The sequence below is a fragment of the Pseudomonas sp. ENNP23 genome (assembly GCF_001728945.1).
Lineage (GTDB): Bacteria > Pseudomonadota > Gammaproteobacteria > Pseudomonadales > Pseudomonadaceae > Metapseudomonas > Metapseudomonas otitidis.
Genome location: NZ_LYSP01000036.1, coordinates 17,560 through 37,278, shown reverse-complemented (window position 1 = coordinate 37,278; position 19,719 = coordinate 17,560). Strand labels below are relative to the sequence as shown.

The 19,719-nt window shown below is 65.7% G+C and carries 17 protein-coding genes; 13 read left to right on the top strand and 4 right to left on the bottom strand.

Annotated elements, in window-relative coordinates; translation table 11 throughout:
- Positions 1 to 3: 3 nt before the first annotated feature.
- Together surA and A9G05_RS19415 are read right to left on the bottom strand one after the other, a co-directional pair.
- Entirely contained in the window at positions 4 to 1,296 is a 1,293-nt protein-coding gene (gene surA / locus A9G05_RS19420) for a peptidylprolyl isomerase SurA (RefSeq protein WP_160479485.1), read from the bottom strand.
- Positions 1,277 to 4,060: an LPS-assembly protein LptD gene (locus tag A9G05_RS19415; RefSeq protein WP_069562511.1), complete on the bottom strand. Its 2,784-nt coding sequence runs from the start codon at positions 4,058 to 4,060 to the stop codon at positions 1,277 to 1,279. The genes surA and A9G05_RS19415 overlap by 20 nt, the downstream gene beginning before the upstream one ends.
- 126 nt (positions 4,061 to 4,186) lie before the next feature.
- Here A9G05_RS19415 and A9G05_RS19410 point away from each other — a divergent pair, with 126 nt between their 5' ends.
- Genes A9G05_RS19410 through A9G05_RS19400 form a run of 3 tightly spaced genes read left to right on the top strand, consistent with a single transcriptional unit; the run spans position 4,187 to position 6,640 of the window.
- Positions 4,187 to 5,212 carry an aminoglycoside phosphotransferase family protein gene (locus A9G05_RS19410; protein WP_069562510.1) on the top strand — a complete coding sequence of 342 codons (1,026 nt, stop codon included), beginning with the start codon at positions 4,187 to 4,189 and terminating at the stop codon, positions 5,210 to 5,212.
- Positions 5,209 to 5,880, top strand: coding sequence for an N-acetylmuramate alpha-1-phosphate uridylyltransferase MurU (gene murU, locus A9G05_RS19405; protein ID WP_069562509.1), 672 nt, complete (start codon positions 5,209 to 5,211; stop codon positions 5,878 to 5,880). Before A9G05_RS19410 ends, murU begins: the two co-directional genes overlap by 4 nt.
- Before the next feature lies 1 nt (position 5,881).
- Entirely contained in the window at positions 5,882 to 6,640 is a 759-nt protein-coding gene (locus tag A9G05_RS19400) for a TerB family tellurite resistance protein (RefSeq protein WP_069562508.1), read from the top strand.
- On the opposite strand, the gene A9G05_RS19395 is transcribed toward A9G05_RS19400, so the two are convergent.
- Entirely contained in the window at positions 6,641 to 7,741 is a 1,101-nt protein-coding gene (locus A9G05_RS19395; protein WP_069562507.1) for an alpha/beta hydrolase family protein, read from the bottom strand.
- A 138-nt stretch (positions 7,742 to 7,879) separates the two neighbouring features.
- Between A9G05_RS19395 and A9G05_RS19390 the strand changes: the two genes are divergently transcribed.
- The 6 genes from A9G05_RS19390 (at position 7,880) to A9G05_RS19365 (ending at position 15,446) form a co-directional block, all read left to right on the top strand.
- Complete coding sequence (locus tag A9G05_RS19390) at positions 7,880 to 10,282, top strand: PAS domain S-box protein (RefSeq protein ID WP_069562506.1); 2,403 nt, start codon at positions 7,880 to 7,882, stop codon at positions 10,280 to 10,282.
- Positions 10,279 to 10,908, top strand: coding sequence for a response regulator transcription factor (locus tag A9G05_RS19385; protein ID WP_069562505.1), 630 nt, complete (start codon positions 10,279 to 10,281; stop codon positions 10,906 to 10,908). The genes A9G05_RS19390 and A9G05_RS19385 overlap by 4 nt, the downstream gene beginning before the upstream one ends.
- 198 nt (positions 10,909 to 11,106) lie before the next feature.
- The gene (locus tag A9G05_RS19380) at positions 11,107 to 12,219 is read left to right on the top strand and encodes an ABC transporter ATP-binding protein (protein WP_069562504.1); all 1,113 of its coding nucleotides are present in this window, start codon (positions 11,107 to 11,109) and stop codon (positions 12,217 to 12,219) included.
- Positions 12,220 to 12,273: 54 nt separating this feature from the next.
- A complete protein-coding gene (locus A9G05_RS19375) occupies positions 12,274 to 13,305 on the top strand; it encodes an ABC transporter substrate-binding protein (protein ID WP_069562503.1) in 1,032 nt (343 codons plus the stop codon).
- Positions 13,306 to 13,374: 69 nt separating this feature from the next.
- Positions 13,375 to 14,607, top strand: coding sequence for an ABC transporter permease (locus A9G05_RS19370; protein WP_069562502.1), 1,233 nt, complete (start codon positions 13,375 to 13,377; stop codon positions 14,605 to 14,607).
- Positions 14,608 to 14,618: 11 nt separating this feature from the next.
- Positions 14,619 to 15,446: an ABC transporter permease gene (locus A9G05_RS19365; RefSeq protein WP_044405701.1), complete on the top strand. Its 828-nt coding sequence runs from the start codon at positions 14,619 to 14,621 to the stop codon at positions 15,444 to 15,446.
- Between the two features lie 83 nt (positions 15,447 to 15,529).
- Here A9G05_RS19365 and A9G05_RS19360 read toward each other — a convergent pair whose 3' ends face one another.
- Positions 15,530 to 15,916: a hypothetical protein gene (locus A9G05_RS19360; RefSeq protein WP_069562501.1), complete on the bottom strand. Its 387-nt coding sequence runs from the start codon at positions 15,914 to 15,916 to the stop codon at positions 15,530 to 15,532.
- A gap of 109 nt (positions 15,917 to 16,025) precedes the next feature.
- Between A9G05_RS19360 and rpe the strand changes: the two genes are divergently transcribed.
- The 4 genes from rpe (at position 16,026) to A9G05_RS19340 (ending at position 19,719) form a co-directional block, all read left to right on the top strand.
- A complete protein-coding gene (gene rpe / locus A9G05_RS19355) occupies positions 16,026 to 16,694 on the top strand; it encodes a ribulose-phosphate 3-epimerase (protein WP_044405705.1) in 669 nt (222 codons plus the stop codon).
- Complete coding sequence (locus A9G05_RS19350; RefSeq protein ID WP_044405707.1) at positions 16,694 to 17,536, top strand: phosphoglycolate phosphatase; 843 nt, start codon at positions 16,694 to 16,696, stop codon at positions 17,534 to 17,536. The genes rpe and A9G05_RS19350 overlap by 1 nt, the downstream gene beginning before the upstream one ends.
- Positions 17,537 to 17,627: 91 nt before the next feature.
- Positions 17,628 to 19,115, top strand: coding sequence for an anthranilate synthase component I (trpE, locus tag A9G05_RS19345; protein ID WP_069562500.1), 1,488 nt, complete (start codon positions 17,628 to 17,630; stop codon positions 19,113 to 19,115).
- Positions 19,116 to 19,125: 10 nt separating this feature from the next.
- Positions 19,126 to 19,719, top strand: a complete 594-nt coding sequence (locus A9G05_RS19340; protein WP_069562499.1) for an aminodeoxychorismate/anthranilate synthase component II — start codon at positions 19,126 to 19,128, stop codon at positions 19,717 to 19,719.

Here is a 19,719-nt window from a genome sequence, read left to right as displayed (position 1 = left end):
GGGTCAGAGCTTGGTTTCGACGTAGGCTTCGTCGCGGATCTGACGCAGCCAAGCTTGCAGCTCTTCGTCGTACTTGCGGTTGCGCAGGACGTTGATGGCCTGCTGCTCGCGCATCTGGTCGCTGCTGTCCGTGGCGCGACGGCCGAGTACTTCGAGCACGTGCCAGCCGTAGGGGCTCTTGAACGGACGGGAGAGCTTGCCGGCCGGCGTGTTCTCCATCACCTCGCGGAACTCGGGCACCAGAGCATTGGGGTCAATCCAGTTGAGGTCGCCACCGTTGAGGGCCGAACCCGGGTCTTCGGAGAAATTCTTCGCCAGTTCGGCAAAGTCTTCCCCGGACTGGATGCGCTCGTAGAGACGCTCGGCCAGACGCTTGGTGTCGGCTTCGCTGCGGATCTCGCTGGGCTTGAGCAGGATGTGACGCACATGCACTTCGTCGCGAACCTGGCTGCTGCCACCACGTTTGTCCAACAGCTTGAGGATCATGAAACCGCTCGGAGTGCGTACCGGCTCGGTGACCTCGCCCGGCGACAGGGCGCTGATCATGGCATCGAAGGGCGGGGGCAACTGGGCAGCCTTGCGCCAGCCGATCTCGCCGCCTTCCAGGGCGGTTTCACCGGCAGAGCGGGAGATGGCCAGCTGGGCGAAGTCGGCGCCCTGACGCAGTTGCTGGTAGAGGTCGCGGGCCTGGCGCTCGGCAGCCTGGATGGTGTCCGGGGACGAGCCGTCCGGAACCGGGATCAGGATGTTGGCCAGGTGGAACTCTTCGGACAGCTGCAGCTTGCCCAGGTCGGAGGCCAGGAAGTTCTGCACTTCCTGGTCGGTGACCTGGATGCGCTCGGCCACGCGGCGTTGGCGCACTCGGCTGATGACCATCTCGCGACGGACCTGGTCGCGGGCGTCCTGGTAGGACAGGCCATCACGGGCCAGTGCCGAACGGAACTGATCCACGCTCATGCCATTGCGCTGGGCGATGGATTCGATGGCCTGGTTCAGTTCCTCATCGGTGATGCGGATGCCGGAGCGGTCGCCGATCTGCAGCTGGATGTTCTCGATGATCAGGCGTTCGAGCACTTGTTGCTGCAGGACGTGCTCCGGGGGGAGTGCGGCGCCGCGCTTGGAAATGGTCTGCTGGACCTCGTGGACGCGCTGGTCCAGCTGGCTCTGCATGACCACGTCGTTGTCGACGATCGCCACTACGCGGTCGAGGGTCTGAACCTCGGCCTGCGCACCGGTCCCGAGGAGCAGGGCGCCCAGCATCAGCGGGCGCAGACAATCAGAAAGCTTGGTCTTCACGTTCACGGTAACCTTGGATGCCGGTGTCGAGGAAACTTTCAACCTTGTTGCCCATGATCCCGCCGAGGCCCTTCAGGACGATCTGCAGGAAGATGCCACGGTCGGCTTTTTCGTTCAGGTCGGGCGAAAGGGTGGTTTCGTCGTAGCTGACCCAGTAGCGGTTGATCAGGCGCAGCTTCCAGCAGCAGCTGTCGTACTCGAAGCCACCGAAGGCTTCCAGTGTGCGGTTGCGGTTGTAGTCGTACTGCCAGCGTGCGATGGCGGCCCACTGCGGCACGATCGGCCAGATGACCGAGGCGTCGTGCTGCTGGATCTTGTAGTAGTCCTTGATCACGTTGCGAGTGACAGGGTCGACATAGTCGCCGCCTTCCTGCCATTGGCCGGTAGTCTGGTTGTAGACCACGGCGTCGTTGCGGTAGCGGTAACCGAAGTTGACGACCTTGTTGACTTCGTCTTCCGGCTGGTAGTGGAACATCAGGTTGCCGGAGCGGGTCTGGCCAGCGTCAGGATCCCAGTTGTACTCGGAGCTCAGGCGCCAGTCGCGGTTGAAGCGATACAGGTATTCCATCGCGTAGGGCGAGCTGCTGGCCTGGGCGGAGTCGCGCAAGCGGTAGTCGATACCGGGTAGCTGGACCTTGCGGTCTTCGAAATAGAAGGCCTGGCCGATGCTGAAGCGCTGGCGTTCGAAACCGTTGGGCTGGATCCAGCGGTTGGTCACGCCCAGGGAAACCTGGTTGGCATCACCGATGCGGTCACGTCCGGTGAAGCGGTTTTCGCGGAACAGCGCGGCATAGTTGAAGCTGCTTTCGCCGGTGTCGAAGACCGGGATGTCGCTCTGCTTCTCCTCGGGAACGTAGAGGTAGAACAGGCGTGGCTCGAGGGTCTGGCGGTAGTTGTTGCCGAACAGGGTGGCGTTGCGGTCGAAATACAGGCCGCTGTCCACGCTGAAGATCGGTACGGTGCGGTCCTGGCTGCTCTTGAAGGTCTGCCCGGCGAGCAACGTCGACTTGCCTTGGCTGTCCAGGTCGATGTCGTACTGGGTGTAGAGGTACTTCACCGAGGGCTTGAGGAAACCGTAGCTCCAGTCCAGCGGCAGGCTGACGCCCGGCTCGACATGGATACGGTTGCCGTCGGCGCGCGCCAGACCTTGGATGCGTGTGTCGTTCCACGGATTGGACTGGCCGTTTTCGTCGATGAAGTTGCCGTTGCGCAGGCTGCGCTCGAAGCGTACGAACTCGGTCGAGTAGTCGAACTTCAGGCCGCCTGCGTCTACCGGCAACGTGCCATCCAGGGTGAGCTGGGGCAGGCGGTTGTAGGGGGTGATGTCGGTGACGGTCGCCATTTCATAGGCATGGGCGTTCAGGCGCGCGGTATAGCTGTCGCCGCGCCACGTCAGGGTGCCGCGCTGGTTGACGTAGGTGTTGCGCTGTACGTCAAGGTCAGTGGGCAGGTCCTGGAAGTAGTAGGGGTCGCTGATGTCGGTGTAGTCCACCTCGGCCAGCAGGCGGGAGTTCAGACCGCCGGTGTGTTGCCAGCTGTATAGCCAGCGCTTGTCCTTGTACTCCGACTGCAGCTTGCGGTCGTCGTTCTCGTCGTTCAGGTAGGCGCCGCTGACCTGGCCTTCGCTGCTCTTGGTGAGGTAGCGGAATTCGCCGCCCATCATCAGACCTCGCTTGGCCATGTAGCGCGGGTAAAGCGTCGCGTCGTAGTTGGGGGCGAGGTTGAAGTAGTAGGGGGTCAACAGGGTGAAGCCGGTGTCGCTGCCGCTGCCGATACTCGGTGGGAGGAAACCGGACTGGCGACGGTCGTCGATCGGGAAGTAGATGTAGGGGGTGTAGAACACCGGCACATCCTTGACCCGCAGGGTGACGTTGGTCGCGGTGCCGAAACCGGTGGCCGGGTTCAGCTTGATGTTGTTGCCCTTCAGGTTCCAGGCGTTGTCACCTGGTTCGCAGCGGGTGTAGGTGCCGTCCTTCAGGCGGATGATCGCGTCGTCCTGGCGCTTGGCGTACAGGGCGCTGCCGCGTACGTGTGCCTTGTGCAGGACGTACTCGGCGTTGTCGATCTTTGCCTCGCCGTTGTCCAGTTGCAGCTCGGCCCGGTCGCCTACTACCAGTGCACCGTTGTCACGCAGGCGAACGTTCCCGACCAGCTCGCCACGGTTCTCGGCCTGGCGCAGGTTGGCCTCGTCGGCCTCGACCTGCATGCTGCCCTGGCGCATCACCACGTCACCGGCGAGGGTAGCCACCTGCTGCTCCTGCTCGTAGCGCGAAGCCTTGGCAGAGATATAGGTGGGCGCATCCGCCTTGGGCGTCTTGTCGTTCATACCCGGGCGGGTCGGTTCGATGTAGGCGCCTGCGCAGTACGGGCCGGCCTCGGCCAGTTGTGCGGCGGTGAGCTTTTCACGCGGGACCCAGTCGAGGTGGCTGTAGTCGGCACTGCGGGAAGCCAGGGCGCGACCACCGGATTCGGTGACCAGCGTCGGCTTGGCTTCTTCGCCGCGGGCTACCTGGCCGTCGCTGCCTGCCTGTGCACTGGCGACACCCACGGTGGAGCTGACGGCGCTCTCGCTGTGGATCGGCCGGGGCGGGAGGTTCGACGCGGAAGCCTTGGGGGTGCAGGCCCAGCCGCCCGTGGTGGACGCCTGGCAGTCAAACTGATCAGCGGCGACAACGAATGGAGTGGCTACAGGTTGCAGGGCCAGCAGACCGCCGGTGACCAGCAAGGGGAATTTTTTACGAAACGCGGGAGATTTTACTGCCATCTTGTTAGTCCGGGCTTCCTGCGCGCCATCGGCCCGCGGGGGCCGCACGCCTCTCGATGGGCTGAAAAAGATGCTGGATAATAAAGCATGACCCGCGCAACGGCTAGCGCCGTCGGAGACCTCTCGATGCCCCACCAAGATGTACGGCTTCAACAACTTAGCGTTTGGCTGGAGCAGCAGCTCCCCGTTCTTTTCCAGCGTGAGGGCTGGGGCGAAGTGCCCACGGCGAGCCTGGCTCCGGCCAGCAGCGACGCCAGCTTCCGCCGCTATTTCCGCTGGCAAAGCGAGGCCCGCACGCTGATCGTGATGGATGCTCCGCCGCCTCAGGAAGACTGCCGCCCCTTCGTCAAGGTCGCTGGCATGCTGGCCGAAGCCGGCCTGCATGTGCCACGCATCCTCGCGGCCGACCTTGAGCAGGGCTTCCTGCTGCTGGACGATCTGGGGCGCCAGACCTACCTGGAAGTGATCGATACCGACAACGCCGAGGCCCTGTTCGAGGATGCCCTCCAGGCCCTGATTGCTCTGCAGCGACGCAGCCTCGATGTGCCGATGCCCTGCTACGACGACGCCCTGCTGCGTCGTGAGCTGCAGCTGTTCCCCGACTGGTATCTGCAGCGCCATCTCGAAGTGACCCTGGACGCCACCCAGCAGGCGCTCTGGTCGAAGACCTGCGCCCTGCTGGTCGACAGTGCCCTGGCACAGCCCCGCGTGCTGGTCCACCGCGACTACATGCCGCGCAACCTCATGCTCAGTACGCCCAACCCCGGCGTGCTGGATTTCCAGGACGCGGTCTACGGCCCGGTCACCTACGACGTCACCAGCCTGTTCAAGGATGCCTTCCTCAGTTGGCCCGAGGCGCGGGTGCGCGGTTGGTTGGAGCGCTACTGGAACCTCGCTCGCGAGGCCGGCATCCCGGTGCAGCCGCAGCTCGATGACTTCCTCCGCGCCAGCGACCTGATGGGCGTGCAGCGCCACCTCAAGGTCATCGGCATCTTCGCCCGCATCTGCCACCGTGACGGCAAGCCCCGCTACCTGGGCGATGTCCCGCGCTTCTTCTCCTATATAGATGCCGTGCTGGCGCGCCGGCCCGAACTCGCGCCCCTGGCCGAGCTGCTGGCCAGCCTGCCTAGCCATACGGCGGTGCCCGCATGAAGGCGATGATCCTTGCCGCCGGCAAGGGCGAGCGCATGCGGCCGCTCACCCTGCACACGCCCAAGCCCTTGGTCCGTGCGGCCGGCGTTCCGCTGATCGAGTACCACCTCAAGGCCCTGGCTGTAGCCGGGTTCGTCGACGTGGTGATCAACCACGCCTGGCTCGGCCAGCAGATCGAGGACCACCTCGGCGACGGCGCGCGGTTCGGTCTGCACATCCGCTACTCCCCCGAGGGCGAGCCGCTGGAGACCGGCGGCGGCATCCATCGAGCACTGCCGCTGCTGGGCGACGAGCCCTTCCTGGTGGTCAACGGCGACATCTGGACCGACTACGACTTCGCCCGTTTGCGCGCACCGCTCGACGGCCTGGCCCACCTGGTCCTGGTGGACAACCCGGCCCATCACCCGGGTGGCGATTTCCAACTCCACCAAGGGCGCGTCAGCGATGGCGTGCCTGGCAAGCCAGGGCTGACCTACAGCGGCATCGCCGTGCTCGACCCGCGCCTGTTCGACGGTTGCCACGCCGGCGCCTTCAAGCTCGCCCCGTTGTTGCGTGACGCGATGGCACACGACCAGGTGAGTGGTGAGCATCACCCGGGCCACTGGGTGGATGTGGGCACCCTGGAGCGCCTGGCTGAAGTCGAGCGTCTGGTCGAGGCGGGCCGCTGAGATGTTCTGGCCCATGACCCTCCTGGGTGCCGTCGCCGGCATGTTCATCGCCAGCATCCCCGGTGCCTTGCTCGGCGGTTTGCTGGGCCAGGTGGCGGACCGGCGTTTCAAGCTCAATTCCTGGTCACGCCTGGTCCAGTGGGTGCGCCGCCGCGATGAGCATGAGCTGCTGTTCCGCCTCCTTGGCCGCCTGGCCAAGAGTGGAGGACGGGTGCTCGAAGTACACATCCAGCAGGCCCGTGCCGAAATGCGTCGCCTCGGGCTGGACGACGCCGCCCAGCGTCGTGCCATCAAGGCCTTTACCCGTGGCAAGAACGGTGAGGGCGACCTGCGCCGGCCGCTGCGTCGCCTGCGCCATCAGCGCGCGGAGGGCGAAGCCCTGCTGCGCGCCTGCTGGCAGATGGCGGCCGCCGATGGGCACATCGGTCGTCAGGAGCGGGAGCTGATCCTGCAATGGGGGCAATGGCTGGACTGGCCGGCCAACGAAGTGGAAGCGCTCAGCGTCGGTTTCGACAGGCCCAGCGGTGCGCCGGTGCAGCGCGGCGGTGCCTATCAGGAGGCGCTGGCGTTACTGGGCGTGGCTGCTGACAGCGAGCCTGCCGTCATCAAACGGGCCTACCGGCGCCTGATCAGCCAGCACCACCCCGACAAGCTTGCGGGGGCAGGCGCCACCCCGCAGCGGGTGCGCGAGGCCACCGAGCGGACCCGTGAGCTGCACAACGCCTACAACCTTATCCGCGAGCGTCACGGCTTCCGCTGATCAGATGCTCGGCGTCGGCGGCGTTATTGGTGGCGTGGGCGCCGTAGCGCCGCCGCTCACCGGATTTTTCGGTGCGGCTCTCCCTAGGTGGTTGTCCAGCCAGCCACGTACCCGGCGGAGCAGTTGCTCCTGCTTGGCATCGCGGCTGGCGGACCAGTTCGCCAGCGGTACCTGTACATAGTCCAGATGCTTGACCCGCCTGCTGGCCTGCAGACGCTTGAGGGCCGCTGCGGCAGCGGCGGGGACTTCCTGGTAGTAGAGATCCCCCACTGCCTGGGGTAGGCGTGTGGCCAGCTCCTCAAGCGGGGGCTCGTAGCCAGCCGGCACGTCCGCCGCCACCATCACCAGGTTCTCGATGCCACTGGATGGGTTGTCGGTCAGAAAACGTGCCGCCCACCAGGCGCCAGTGCCATGCCCTAGCAGGACGACAGTAGTGGCCTGTTGCTGGCGGCCAAAGTCGACGGCCGCCTGGATCCGTGCGGCGATCCGCTCGGTTTGAGCCTTGCGTCGCTCTTCGGCGGTGGGCTGAGGGGGGGGCGGATCAGCACTGGGCTCGGTGGTGCCGGCCTGCTCCGTCGGTGGTGGCGGATCGGCCGGGTCTGCACTTTCGGACTTCGGCGGCTCTGCAGGCGTACTTCCTTCGCTGGCCGCAGGCAGCGAGGTGCCTGCCGGGCGCGGTGGGGGTTCATCGCCGGCCGGGTCGGGCAGGGTGAGGCTCAGGGTGTGCCAGCCCACGTCCGGCAACCTGGTTCGCAGTGGTGCGATCGCCCGGGGCCAGTCCGCATTTTCGCCATCCCCCGGTAGCAGGATCACCACCCCATAGGGCTCGGCGACATTGGCGGGCCGCCACAAAGCGAGGAACTGCTCGCTGCCTGCGCCCAGCCGTTGTTGCTCCCTCAGTGGCAGGCGCTGCTCAAGGGCCTTGGCATCCTCCTCGCTGCGCTCGTCGAGTGGCGCCCGTTCCACCGGCTTCTCGGCCGGCTGCTCATTGCCTTCGGTCGGGGCCTGATCGCTGTTCCCGGCAGGCGGGTCTTCGGCCAGGGCGGCAGTGCAGAGCAGAACCAGGGCAAGGGGCGCGAGGATGGAAGGAAGGCGGGGCATGGCAGGCGTCCGGGTGGGGCAACTGGCGGAAGCCTATAGGTTGGCTGTTTTTTTGTCAGGCCTGCCTTCGCCTCCAGGGGCGGCGCTGGAGTAAGGTATGTCCGCCCCAGATCCCGGGTCGTCGTGGTGTCCCGTCGCATGATTCGCACGTTGTGCCTGTCCATCCTGTTCGCCTGCCTGCTGCCGGGACTGTCTCTGGCGCAGCCGGCGTCGACGCTGCCCCTTGATGACGGCCAACGTGCCTGGCTGAAGAATCATGCCGAACTGCGTGTCGGCATCATGCTGCAGGCACCTTATGCGCAACTGGATCGCCGCTTGCAGCAACTCTCCGGCCTCAACGTCGAGCTGATGGAGCGCCTGGCCACGGAACTCGGCGTGCAGCTCGTCTGGCGCAGTTTCAACGAGATGGCTGAGCTGGAGCACGCCCTGCGCAATGGGCAGGTGGACATCGCCCCCGGCCTGATCCAGACCCCCGCCGGCCTGCGCCTGTGGTTGTTCTCCGACCCCTACATGCGGGTGCCGCAACTGATGGTGGGCGAGCGCAGTACCACCACCGGCGCGGTGGACATCGAGCAGCTCGGCTCGAGTGAGCCTGTGGCGCTGCGCTCGCCGAGCCCGGTGGCCGACTACCTGCGGGCCACCTATTCCGGCCTGGCACTGCAGCCGGTCACCAGCGAGCGCCAGGCGTTGCGTGCGGTGCTGGAGCAGCAGGTGCGCTACGCCGTGATCGACGAAGCGCAGCTCAGCCGCCTGTCCCGCGAGCAGGAGTTCACCGGCCTGGCTGTGGTGGCGGACATCGGCTTCCCGCAGTTGCTGCGGGTCGCCACGCGGCGTGATTGGCCGGAGCTGTCCACCCTGGTGGACGTCGCCCTGCGGGCGATCCCGCCGAAGGACCTGGATCAGTTGCACGAGCGCTGGTTGCAGGCCCGCTACCCGCGTGCCAGTGAGTCCCCGGGCTTCTGGCAGAACCTCTGTCTGCTGTTCGGCCTGTTGCTGGCCAGTGCCGGCGCCATCATCTATTGGCTGCGGCGGCAGCAGCGCGCGCTGGAGAAGCGCCTGCTGGAGGCGCGCCATGCGATCCAGTTGCGGGAGGCGGCCGAGGAGGCGCTGCGGCTGACCCAGTTCTCCATCGACCACAGCACCGTGGGCATCCTCTGGGTCAACTGGGACAGCCATGTGCGCTACGCCAACCGAGCGGTGGAGCAGATGCTCGGCTACGCACCGGGCGGGCTGGTGGACCGCCCGCTCTCGGCCCTGCAGCCGGATCTCACGATGGACCGCTGGCTCAACCTCTGGCGCCGTGCGCGCAACAGCAACGAGAGCGCGCAGAACATCGAGACCCTCTGCCAGCGCGAGGATGGGCGCCTGGTGCCCATGGACGTGTCACTGAGCTTCCTGCGCTTCGGCACCTCCGAATACCTGGTGGTGTTCCTCACCGACATCACCGAACGCCGCCGCGCTCACGAAGCGCTGGAGGAGAGCGAGGCGCGGCTCAAGGGCATCGCCTCCAACGTACCCGGGCTGGTGTTCCGCCTGGAGCGGCCCAGTGGCAGCGCCCATGCGGCGTTCGCCTTCATCGGCGCCGGCAGCGAGGCGCTGGTGGGGTACAGCGCCGAGGAGTTGCTGAACACCGGGCGCGGCATTCGCGGGCTGGTCCACCCGGATGACGAGGCCGGCTACTGGGCCAGCCAGATGGCCGCCCTGGCGGAGGACCGCGACTGGCACTGGCAGGGCCGCATCCTTACCCGCGACGGCGAGCAGCGCTGGGCCGATATCAAGGCCAGTGCGCGGGTCTTCGAGGATGGTCGCGCGGTGTGGGACGGCGTGGTCTGGGACATCACCGGCAACAAGCGCATCGAGCTGGAATTGGCCGCCTCGCGGGCGCAACTGCGTGACCTGTCGGCGCATCTGGAAAGTGTGCGGGAGGAGGAGAAGGCTCGCATCGCCCGAGAAGTGCACGACGAACTCGGCCAGGTGCTCACCGTGCTCAAGCTGGAAACCTCCATGTGCGAGCTGGCCTACGGCGGCAGCGATGCCGGCCTGGGCGAGCGCCTGAACAGCATGAAGCGCCTGATCGCCCAGCTCTTCCAGCTGGTGCGCGACGTGGCCACGGCGCTGCGCCCGCCGATCCTCGACGCCGGCATCGGCTCGGCCATCGAATGGCAGGCCCGGCGCTTCGAGGCGCGCAGCGGCATCCCCTGCCTGGTGACGGTGCCTGAGGCGCCGCCGGCGCTGTCCGATGCCAAGGCCATCGGGCTGTTCCGCATCCTGCAGGAAGCGTTGACCAACGTGCTGCGCCACGCCCGCGCGCAGAGCGTCGAGCTGGAGCTGGCCCCGGAAGACGGCTGGCTGCGGCTTTCCATCAGCGACGACGGCATAGGTTTCGACCCCGATGCCTGCCGTCCGGGGGCATCGTTCGGCCTGGTGGGCATGCGTGAGCGCGTGCTGATGCTGGGCGGCAGCCTGTCCATCCACAGCCAGTCGGGCGAAGGCAGCACCCTGGAGGTGCGCATTCCCCTGGAGAAGGAGACGACCGCGTGATCCGAGTACTGGTGGCCGAAGACCACACCATCGTCCGTGAGGGCATCAAGCAGCTCATTGGCCTGGCCAAGGACCTGTCCGTGGTCGGCGAGGCGAGCAATGGCGAGCAACTGCTCGAAACCCTGCGGCACACACCCTGCGAGGTGGTGCTGCTGGACATCTCCATGCCCGGGGTCAACGGCCTGGAGGCGATTCCGCGCATCCGTGCGCTGAGCAACCCGCCGGCGGTGCTGGTGCTGTCCATGCACGATGAGGCACAGATGGCGGCGCGCGCACTGAAGATCGGCGCCGCCGGCTACGCCACCAAGGACAGCGACCCGGCGCTGCTGCTCACGGCGATCCGCAAGGTGGCGTCCGGCGGGCGCTACATCGACCCGGACCTGGCCGACCGCATGGTGTTCGAAGTCGGCCTGACCGACTCGCGACCGCCCCACGCGCTGCTTTCGGAGCGGGAGTTCTCGGTGTTCGAGCGCCTGGTGCGGGGCGAGGGGGTAAACGAGATCGCCCAGCACCTGGCCGTCAGCAGCAAGACGGTGAGCACCCACAAGGCCCGCCTGATGCAGAAGATGGCGGTGCATTCGGTGGCGGACCTGGTGAAGTACGCGGTGGAGCACAAGCTGCTCTGAAGCGGCTTTCGCCAGGGAAGGTGCGGCCGTGTTCCAGCCTGGGAATGTCCGAGCGGATCGCTCTGGATTGTAGGGCGATCCCTACAGGCGATCCTCTGCCACCCTGATAGCAAAGTCTCATGGCGCCCGATTTTCGTGGCCTGCCGGCTTCTCTAGTCTCTCGGCACGGCATAAACAAAAATCAAAAAAGGTGCGGTGATGGCCTCGATTCCGGCGAACGATGTACTGGTCAGCTTCCGTGGCGTGCAGAAGAGCTACGACGGCGAATCCCTCATCGTCAAAGACCTCAACCTGGACATTCGCAAAGGCGAATTCCTGACCCTGCTGGGCCCCTCCGGTTCCGGCAAGACCACCAGCCTGATGATGCTCGCCGGGTTCGAGACCCCGACCAATGGCGAGATCCTCCTGGCTGGTCGCTCGATCAACAACGTGCCGCCGCACAAGCGCGACATCGGCATGGTGTTCCAGAACTACGCCCTGTTCCCGCACATGACGGTGGCCGAGAACCTGGCCTTCCCGCTCACCGTGCGTGGCATGAACAAGACCGATATCAGCGAGCGCGTGAAGCGTGCGCTGTCCATGGTCCAGCTCGACAGCTTCCGCAACCGCTACCCCGCCCAGCTTTCCGGCGGCCAGCAGCAGCGCGTGGCCCTGGCCCGTGCCCTGGTGTTCGAGCCACAACTGGTGTTGATGGACGAGCCGCTGGGCGCACTCGACAAGCAGTTGCGCGAGCACATGCAGATGGAGATCAAGCACATCCACCAGCGCCTGGGCGTGACCGTGGTGTACGTGACCCACGACCAGGGCGAGGCGCTGACCATGTCCGACCGAGTGGCCGTGTTCCACCAGGGCGAGATCCAGCAGATCGCCCCGCCGCGCGAACTGTACGAGTTCCCCTGCAACACCTTCGTGGCCAACTTCATCGGCGAGAACAACCGCATCAACGGCCAACTGCTCAGCCGTGACGGTGACCAGTGCGTGGTGGTGCTGCCGCGCGGCGAGAAGATCCAGGCCCTGGCGGTCAAGGTCGGCCAGCCCGGCGAACCGGTGACCCTCTCGGTGCGCCCGGAGCGCGTGCGCCTGAACAGCGCCAGCGAGTCCTGTGCCAACCGCTTCTCCGGCCGCGTGGAAGAGTTCATCTACCTGGGCGACCACGTGCGCATTCGCCTGGAGGTCTGTGGTCATTCCGATTTCTTCGTCAAGCAGCCCATTGCCGAGCTGGACCCGTCCCTGTCCGTCGGTGACGTGGTGCCGCTTGGCTGGCATGTGGAGCATGTCCGCGCGCTGGACCCGGCGGCGGTGGACGGCTGACGCCTGCCCGAGGCTTAACCCCAACCCTGCACTTGCACTATGGAGAGAACAACAATGTCCAAATCCTTGAAGCTCACTGCCCTTGCGTTGGGGCTGGCATGTGCCGCACAGGCCATGGCAGCCGACCTGACCGTCGTATCCTTCGGCGGCGCTAACAAGAATGCCCAGGTGAAGGCGTTCTACGAACCCTTCCAGGCCACCACCGGCAACTCGATCATTGCCGGCGAGTACAACGGCGAGATGGCCAAGGTGAAGGCCATGGTGGACACCGGCAGCGTGTCCTGGAACCTGGTGGAAGTGGAGTCCCCCGAGCTGGCCCGTGGCTGCGACGAGGGGTTGTTCGAAGAGCTGGACCCGGCCCAGTTCGGCAAGGAAGAAGACTTCGTCCCGGGGGCCATCCAGCCCTGCGGCGTCGGCTTCTTCGTCTGGTCCACCGTGCTGGCCTACAACGCCGACAAGCTGAAGACCGCCCCCACCGGCTGGGCCGATTTCTGGGACACCAGCAAGTTCCCAGGCAAGCGCGGCCTGCGCAAGGGTGCCAAGTACACCCTGGAATTCGCCCTGATGGCCGACGGCGTCCCGCCCAAGGACGTCTACACCGTACTGGCCACCAAAGAGGGTCAGGACCGCGCCTTCAAGAAGCTGGACCAGATCAAGCCCAGCATCCAGTGGTGGGAAGCCGGCGCCCAGCCGCCGCAGTTCCTCGCCTCCGGTGACGTGGTCATGAGCTCCGCCTACAACGGCCGCATCGCCGCCGTGCAGAAGGAAAGCAACCTGAAGATCGTCTGGGCCGGTGGCATCTACGACTTCGACGCCTGGGCCATTCCGAAGGGCGCCAAGGACAAGGACGCTGCGCTGGAATTCATCGCCTTCTCGGTCAAGCCCGAGCAGCAGAAGATCTACTCCGAGAACATCGCCTACGGCCCGGCCAACAAGCAGGCGGTGCCGCTGCTGGACAAGGCGCTGCTCAAGGACATGCCGACCACCCCGGAGAACATCAAGGACCAGGTCGCCATGAGCGTCACCTTCTGGGCTGACTACGGCGAGCAGCTGGAGCAGCGCTTCAACTCCTGGGCCGCCAAGTAACCGGCCACCCAGCACATCCCCTCCTTCTCGCGGGGGAGGGGAGTACCCAGAGATCCACCGGAGTTCGCCATGGCCACTGTCGTCACCGGCCCAACCCTGAAGCAGCGCCTCGCGCGTGCCGAACGGGTCAACCGCCTGAAGTCCCAGGCGCTGATCCTGCCCTTGCTGCTGTTCCTTCTGCTGACCTTCCTGGTGCCTATCGGCGCGCTGCTCTACAAGAGCGTGAGCAACCCCGAAGTGGTGTCAGCCCTGCCGCGTACCGTGGAAGCCATCGGCACCTGGGACGGCAAGGCCCTGCCCGCCGAGCCGGTCTACAAGGCGCTGGCCCTGGACCTGGCCGATGCGCGCAAGAAACAGACCATCGGTGATCTGTCCAAACGCCTGAACATGGAGCTGGCCGGCTACCGCAGCCTGATGGCCAAGACCGCGCGGGCACTGCCGTTCAAGAACGAACCGGGCTCCTACAAGGACGCCATGGAGGGGCTCGACGAGCGCTGGGGCGACCCGGCCTACTGGCAGGCCATTCGCCGCAACGTCTCGAACCTGACCCCCTATTACCTGCTGGCGGCGGTCGACCATCGCATCGACGACCTCGGCGAGGTGGCCCCGACCACGCCGGACCAGGCCATCTATCTGGACATTTTCGCCCGCACCTTCTGGATGGGCGCGGTGATCACCCTGCTCTGCCTGGCGCTGGCTTACCCGCTGGCCTACCTGCTGGCGACGCTGCCGACGCGCAAGAGCAACCTGCTGATGATCCTGGTACTGCTGCCGTTCTGGACCTCGATCCTGGTGCGCGTGGCGGCGTGGATCGTGCTGCTGCAATCCGGCGGCCTGATCAACGGCGCGCTGCTCAAGCTGGGCCTGATCGACCAGCCGCTGCAACTGGTGTTCAACCGCACCGGCGTGTACGTGGCGATGGTGCACATCATGCTGCCGTTCATGATCCTGCCGATCTACAGCGTGATGAAGGGCATCTCCCCCAGCTACATGCGGGCGGCAATCTCCCTGGGCTGCCACCCGTTCGCCAGCTTCTGGCGGGTGTACTTCCCGCAGACCGTGGCCGGCGTGGGCGCGGGCTGCCTGCTGGTGTTCATCCTGTCCATCGGCTACTACATCACCCCCGCGCTGCTGGGCAGCCCGAATGACCAGATGGTGAGCTACTTCGTGGCCTTCTTCACCAACACCACCATCAACTGGGGCATGGCCACCGCCCTGGGCGGGATGCTGCTGCTGGCCACCATGGTGCTCTATGTCGTCTACAGCTGGCTGGTGGGCGCCGGCCGCCTGCGCCTGGGTTGAGGAGATAAGAAATGCTGAGTCCCTACATGTCCCCGGTCGAGCGCCTGTGGTTCTACACCCTGCGCATCCTCTGCGGCCTGGTGCTGCTGTTCCTGATCCTTCCGGTGCTGGTGATCGTGCCGTTGTCGTTCAACTCCGGCACCTTCCTGGTGTACCCGCTGCAGGGGTTCTCCCTGCGCTGGTACGCCGACTTCTTCAGCTCGGCCGAGTGGATGCGCTCGCTGACCAACAGCATGATCGTGGCGCCCGCCGCGACCCTGCTGGCGATGGTCTTCGGCACCTTGGCGTCCATCGGCCTGACCCGGGGCGAGTTCCGCGGCAAGGCGCTGGTGATGAGTCTGCTGATCTCGCCGATGGTGGTGCCGGTGGTGATCGTCGGTGTCGCCAGCTACCTGTTCTTCGCGCCGATGGGCCTGGGCAACAGCTACCTGTCGTTGATCATGGTCCACGCCGTGCTGGGCGTGCCCTTCGTGATCATCACCGTGTCGGCCACCCTGCAGGGCTTCAACCACAACCTGGTGCGTGCCGCCGCCAGCCTGGGGGCGCCGCCGCTGACCACGTTCTTCCGCGTCACCCTGCCGCTGATCGCACCGGGTGTGATCTCCGGGGCGCTGTTCGCCTTCGCCACGTCCTTCGACGAGGTGGTGGTGACGCTGTTCCTCGCCGGCCCCGAGCAGGCGACCCTGCCCCGGCAGATGTTCAGCGGCATCCGCGAGAACCTCAGCCCCACCATCGCCGCGGCGGCAACCCTGCTGATCGGCTTCTCGGTGGTGCTGCTGCTGACCCTGGAGTGGCTGCGCGGCCGCAGCGAGAAGATGCGTACCTCCATGCCGGAGTGACTTCCATATAGGGCGACTCCCTCGTTGTGCTCGTTCACAACGAGGGCGTGGCCCTGCGTTCATGCGCGCTCCCAGGCGCGCACTCACTTCAGCCTGTCGCTGATGTGCCCCTCTTCGATGATCCACTCCATATCCGGGATGCCGTGAGTGCCGTCCTCAGTCAGAAGAAAATGGCCGCTTGGGTGGATGGTGTAGTCATCGCCGCACGCTACCAAACGTGAAAGCGCCATCACTTGGGATCGGATGTAGGGAATGGCTGCCGTTCTGATCGGCGCACCAAAGAACACGAATCGAGAGCCGTTGATCGCTTCGGGTTGAATCATCCAGCCGCCTCGATAAAGCGCTTTCTGGTCGTCATTCAGCAGTCTCGCAACGTCTTCCCCTGTGGTCTCAATACACCCTGCGATTTCTTCAGTCGTGAGTGAGTAATCCAGTTCGATCCAGCCAGCCACCGTTGTATAGGCACCCATTCTTCGCTCCTCTGTCTGTCGCATTCAGGACTGAATGTCGCGATTGTCACCGGTGAAAAACGAATGCGGCTACAATCCGCGCCACCGTGATTCTGCACCGAGGTCTCTCATGCAACCCTTCGCCATCGCCCCGTCGATCCTGTCCGCCGATTTCGCACGCCTGGGCGAGGATGTGGACAAGGTGCTCGCTGCCGGCGCCGACATCGTCCACTTCGACGTGATGGACAACCACTACGTGCCCAACCTGACCATCGGCCCGATGGTGTGTTCGGCGCTGCGCAAGTACGGCGTGACCGCGCCCATCGACGTGCACCTGATGGTCTCCCCGGTGGACCGCATCATCGGCGATTTCATCGAAGCCGGCGCCACCTACATCACCTTCCACCCGGAAGCGACCCAGCACATCGACCGCTCCCTGCAACTGATCCGCGACGGTGGCTGCAAGTCCGGCCTGGTGTTCAACCCGGCCACTCCGCTGGACAGCCTGAAGTACGTGATGGACAAGGTGGACATGATCCTCCTGATGAGCGTGAACCCCGGTTTCGGCGGGCAGAAGTTCATCCCCGGTACCCTGGACAAGCTGCGCGAAGCCCGTGCGCTGATCGAGGCCTCGGGCCGCGACATCCGCCTGGAGATCGACGGTGGGGTGAACGTGAAGAACATCCGCGAGATCGCCGCCGCAGGTGCCGACACCTTCGTCGCCGGCTCGGCCATCTTCAATGCGCCGGACTACGCCGAAGTCATCGCCGCCATGCGCGCCGAGCTGGCCCAGGCCTGATGAACGCGCTGCAACGGCTGTTCGACGGCCGCCTGCCGCGTCTGGTGATGTTCGACCTGGACGGCACCCTGATCGACTCGGTGCCGGACCTGGCCGCCGCAGTGGACCGCATGCTGGTCAGCCTCGGGCGTCCACCCGCCGGGGTCGAGCGCGTGCGCGACTGGGTCGGCAACGGTGCGCGGGTGCTGGTGCGCCGGGCCCTGGCTGGTGGCATCGACCACAGCGCCGTGCATGACGAGGACGCGGAGAAAGCCCTGGAGATCTTCCTGGAGGCCTATGCCGACAGCCATGCGCTGACCGAGGTCTACCCGGGCGTGGCGGAAACCCTGAAGTGGTTGCGCAAGCGCAAGATCGAGCTGGCGCTGATCACCAACAAGCCCGAGCGTTTCGTGGCGCCGTTGCTGGACCAGATGAAGCTGGGGCGCTACTTCCCGCTGATCATCGCCGGCGACACCCTGCCCCAGCAGAAGCCGGACCCGGCTGCGCTGCTGCATGTGATGCACATGACCGGGGTCAGTCGCAACGAGGCGCTGTTCATCGGCGACTCGCGCAACGATGTGCTGGCCGCCAAGGCGGCGGGGGTCAAGTGCGTGGCGCTGAGCTACGGCTACAACCACGGTCGGCCCATCGACGAGGAGGAGCCGGCGCTGGTGGTGGACGACCTGCGCGAGCTGCTGCCTGGCGGTTGCGCCGCACACGGCGCTGCGCTAATGTCGCCCGACTCCCCAGATCATCTGCCTCATAGAAGAGATAGAAACGTGCTGGTTCCCTGCAAGCTCTGGCTCGAACGAGCCTCCATGCGAATCATCAAGGCCGTGGCCCGTTGGCGCTGGCGCGCCTGATTCCATTCTGGCCGGACCGGTCCGGCGCGCTTGCACACCGACGTCTTTTATCCAGGAGCCCACCCGGGCTCCTCGCCCCACGAGGCAGATCATGACCCGCGATGAATTCCTGCGTTTGGCCGCCCAAGGCTACAACCGCATCCCGCTCGCCTTCGAAACCCTGGCGGACTTCGACACCCCGCTTTCCCTCTACCTGAAGCTGGCCGATGCGCCGTACTCCTACCTGCTGGAGTCGGTCCAGGGCGGCGAGAAGTGGGGGCGTTACTCCATCATCGGCCTGGCCAGTCGCACGGTGCTGCGTGCCCATGGCGCGAGGGTCAGCGTCAGCGTCGATGACCAGGTGGTGGAGGCCGTGGACAGCGAAGACCCGCTGGCCTTCGTCGAGGCATTCAAGGAGCGTTACCAGGTCGCGCCCATCGACGGCCTGCCGCGCTTCAATGGCGGCCTGGTGGGCTACTTCGGCTACGACTGCGTGCGCTATGTCGAGAAGCGCCTGGCCAACTGCCCGAACCCTGACCCCCTGGGCACGCCGGACATCCTGCTGATGGTGTCGGATGCGGTGATCGTGTTCGACAACCTGGCAGGCAAGCTGCACGCCATCGTGCTGGTGGACCCGAGCCAGCCAGACGCTTTCGAGCAGGGCCAGGCCCGCCTCGATGCGCTGCGGCAGACACTCCGCCAGCCGGTGGTGCCGCGCCTGGGTGTCGACCCGAGCCTGCCGGTGGAGTTGCAGAGCGACTTCCGCTCCAGCTTCACCCGCGAGGACTACGAGCGGGCAGTGGGCGAGATCAAGGAATACATCCTCGCGGGCGACTGCATGCAGGTGGTGATTTCCCAGCGCATGTCGGTGCCCTTCGAGGCAGCGCCGATCGACCTCTACCGGGCGCTGCGCTGCTTCAACCCGACCCCCTACATGTACTTCTTCAACTTCGGCGACTTCCATGTGGTGGGCAGTTCGCCGGAGGTGCTGGTGCGGGTCGAGGATGGCCTGGTCACCGTGCGCCCCATTGCCGGCACCCGTCCCCGTGGCGCCACCGAGGATGCCGACCTGGCTTTGGAAGAGGACCTGCTGTCCGACGCCAAGGAGCTGGCCGAGCACCTGATGCTGATCGACCTGGGCCGCAATGACGTGGGGCGCGTGTCCGCCACCGGTTCGGTGAAGGTCACCGAGAAGATGGTGATCGAGCGCTATTCCAACGTGATGCACATCGTTTCCAACGTCACCGGCCAGTTGAAGGACGGCGTCTCCGCGATGGATGCGCTGCGGGCGATCCTGCCGGCGGGCACCCTGTCGGGGGCGCCGAAGATCCGTGCGATGGAAATCATCGACCAACTGGAGCCGGTTAAGCGCGGGGTCTACGGCGGTGCCGTGGGCTACCTGGCGTGGAACGGCAACATGGACACCGCCATCGCGATCCGCACGGCGGTCATCAAGGATGGGCAACTGCACGTGCAGGCTGGCGCCGGCATCGTTGCCGACTCGGTCCCCGCACTGGAATGGGAGGAGACGCTGAACAAGCGCCGCGCCATGTTCCGTGCCGTGGCGCTCGCCGAGCAGACCACCAAGACTGACGCCTGAGGACCCTGCCATGTTGCTGATGATCGATAACTACGACTCCTTTACCTACAACGTGGTGCAGTACCTGGGTGAGCTGGGTGCCGATGTCCATGTGATCCGCAATGACGAGCTGAGCATCGCCCAGATCGAGGCGCTCAAGCCCGAGCGCATCGTCGTCTCCCCGGGGCCGTGCACCCCCACCGAGGCGGGGGTGTCGCTGGAGGCCATCCTGCATTTCGCCGGCAAGCTGCCGATCCTGGGCGTGTGCCTGGGCCACCAGAGCATCGGCCAGGCCTTCGGCGGCGATGTGGTGCGGGCGCGCCAGGCGATGCACGGCAAGACCAGCCCGGTCTTCCACCATGACCAGGGTGTGTTCCAGGGCCTGAACAACCCGCTCACGGTGACCCGCTACCACTCGCTGGTGGTCAAGCGCGAAACCCTGCCGGAGTGCCTGGAGGTGACTGCCTGGACCCAGCACGAAGACGGTTCGGTGGACGAGATCATGGGGCTGCGCCACAAGACCCTGAACATCGAGGGTGTACAGTTCCATCCGGAGTCCATACTCACCGAGCAGGGGCACGAGCTGTTCGCCAACTTCCTCAAGCAACAGGGCGGGGTACGCTGA

Excerpts from the sequence above, each read along its gene's own strand:
- A9G05_RS19415 (WP_069562511.1), bottom strand. The coding sequence starts at position 4,060 with ATGGCAGTAAAATCTCCCGCGTTTCGTAAAAAATTCCCCTTGCTGGTC.
- A9G05_RS19410 (WP_069562510.1), top strand. The coding sequence starts at position 4,187 with ATGCCCCACCAAGATGTACGGCTTCAACAACTTAGCGTTTGGCTGGAG.
- murU (WP_069562509.1), top strand. The coding sequence starts at position 5,209 with ATGAAGGCGATGATCCTTGCCGCCGGCAAGGGCGAGCGCATGCGGCCG.
- A9G05_RS19400 (WP_069562508.1), top strand. The coding sequence starts at position 5,882 with ATGTTCTGGCCCATGACCCTCCTGGGTGCCGTCGCCGGCATGTTCATC.
- A9G05_RS19395 (WP_069562507.1), bottom strand. The coding sequence starts at position 7,741 with ATGCCCCGCCTTCCTTCCATCCTCGCGCCCCTTGCCCTGGTTCTGCTC.
- A9G05_RS19390 (WP_069562506.1), top strand. The coding sequence starts at position 7,880 with ATGATTCGCACGTTGTGCCTGTCCATCCTGTTCGCCTGCCTGCTGCCG.
- A9G05_RS19380 (WP_069562504.1), top strand. The coding sequence starts at position 11,107 with ATGGCCTCGATTCCGGCGAACGATGTACTGGTCAGCTTCCGTGGCGTG.
- A9G05_RS19375 (WP_069562503.1), top strand. The coding sequence starts at position 12,274 with ATGTCCAAATCCTTGAAGCTCACTGCCCTTGCGTTGGGGCTGGCATGT.
- A9G05_RS19370 (WP_069562502.1), top strand. The coding sequence starts at position 13,375 with ATGGCCACTGTCGTCACCGGCCCAACCCTGAAGCAGCGCCTCGCGCGT.
- A9G05_RS19365 (WP_044405701.1), top strand. The coding sequence starts at position 14,619 with ATGCTGAGTCCCTACATGTCCCCGGTCGAGCGCCTGTGGTTCTACACC.
- A9G05_RS19360 (WP_069562501.1), bottom strand. The coding sequence starts at position 15,916 with ATGGGTGCCTATACAACGGTGGCTGGCTGGATCGAACTGGATTACTCA.
- rpe (WP_044405705.1), top strand. The coding sequence starts at position 16,026 with ATGCAACCCTTCGCCATCGCCCCGTCGATCCTGTCCGCCGATTTCGCA.
- A9G05_RS19350 (WP_044405707.1), top strand. The coding sequence starts at position 16,694 with ATGAACGCGCTGCAACGGCTGTTCGACGGCCGCCTGCCGCGTCTGGTG.
- trpE (WP_069562500.1), top strand. The coding sequence starts at position 17,628 with ATGACCCGCGATGAATTCCTGCGTTTGGCCGCCCAAGGCTACAACCGC.
- A9G05_RS19340 (WP_069562499.1), top strand. The coding sequence starts at position 19,126 with ATGTTGCTGATGATCGATAACTACGACTCCTTTACCTACAACGTGGTG.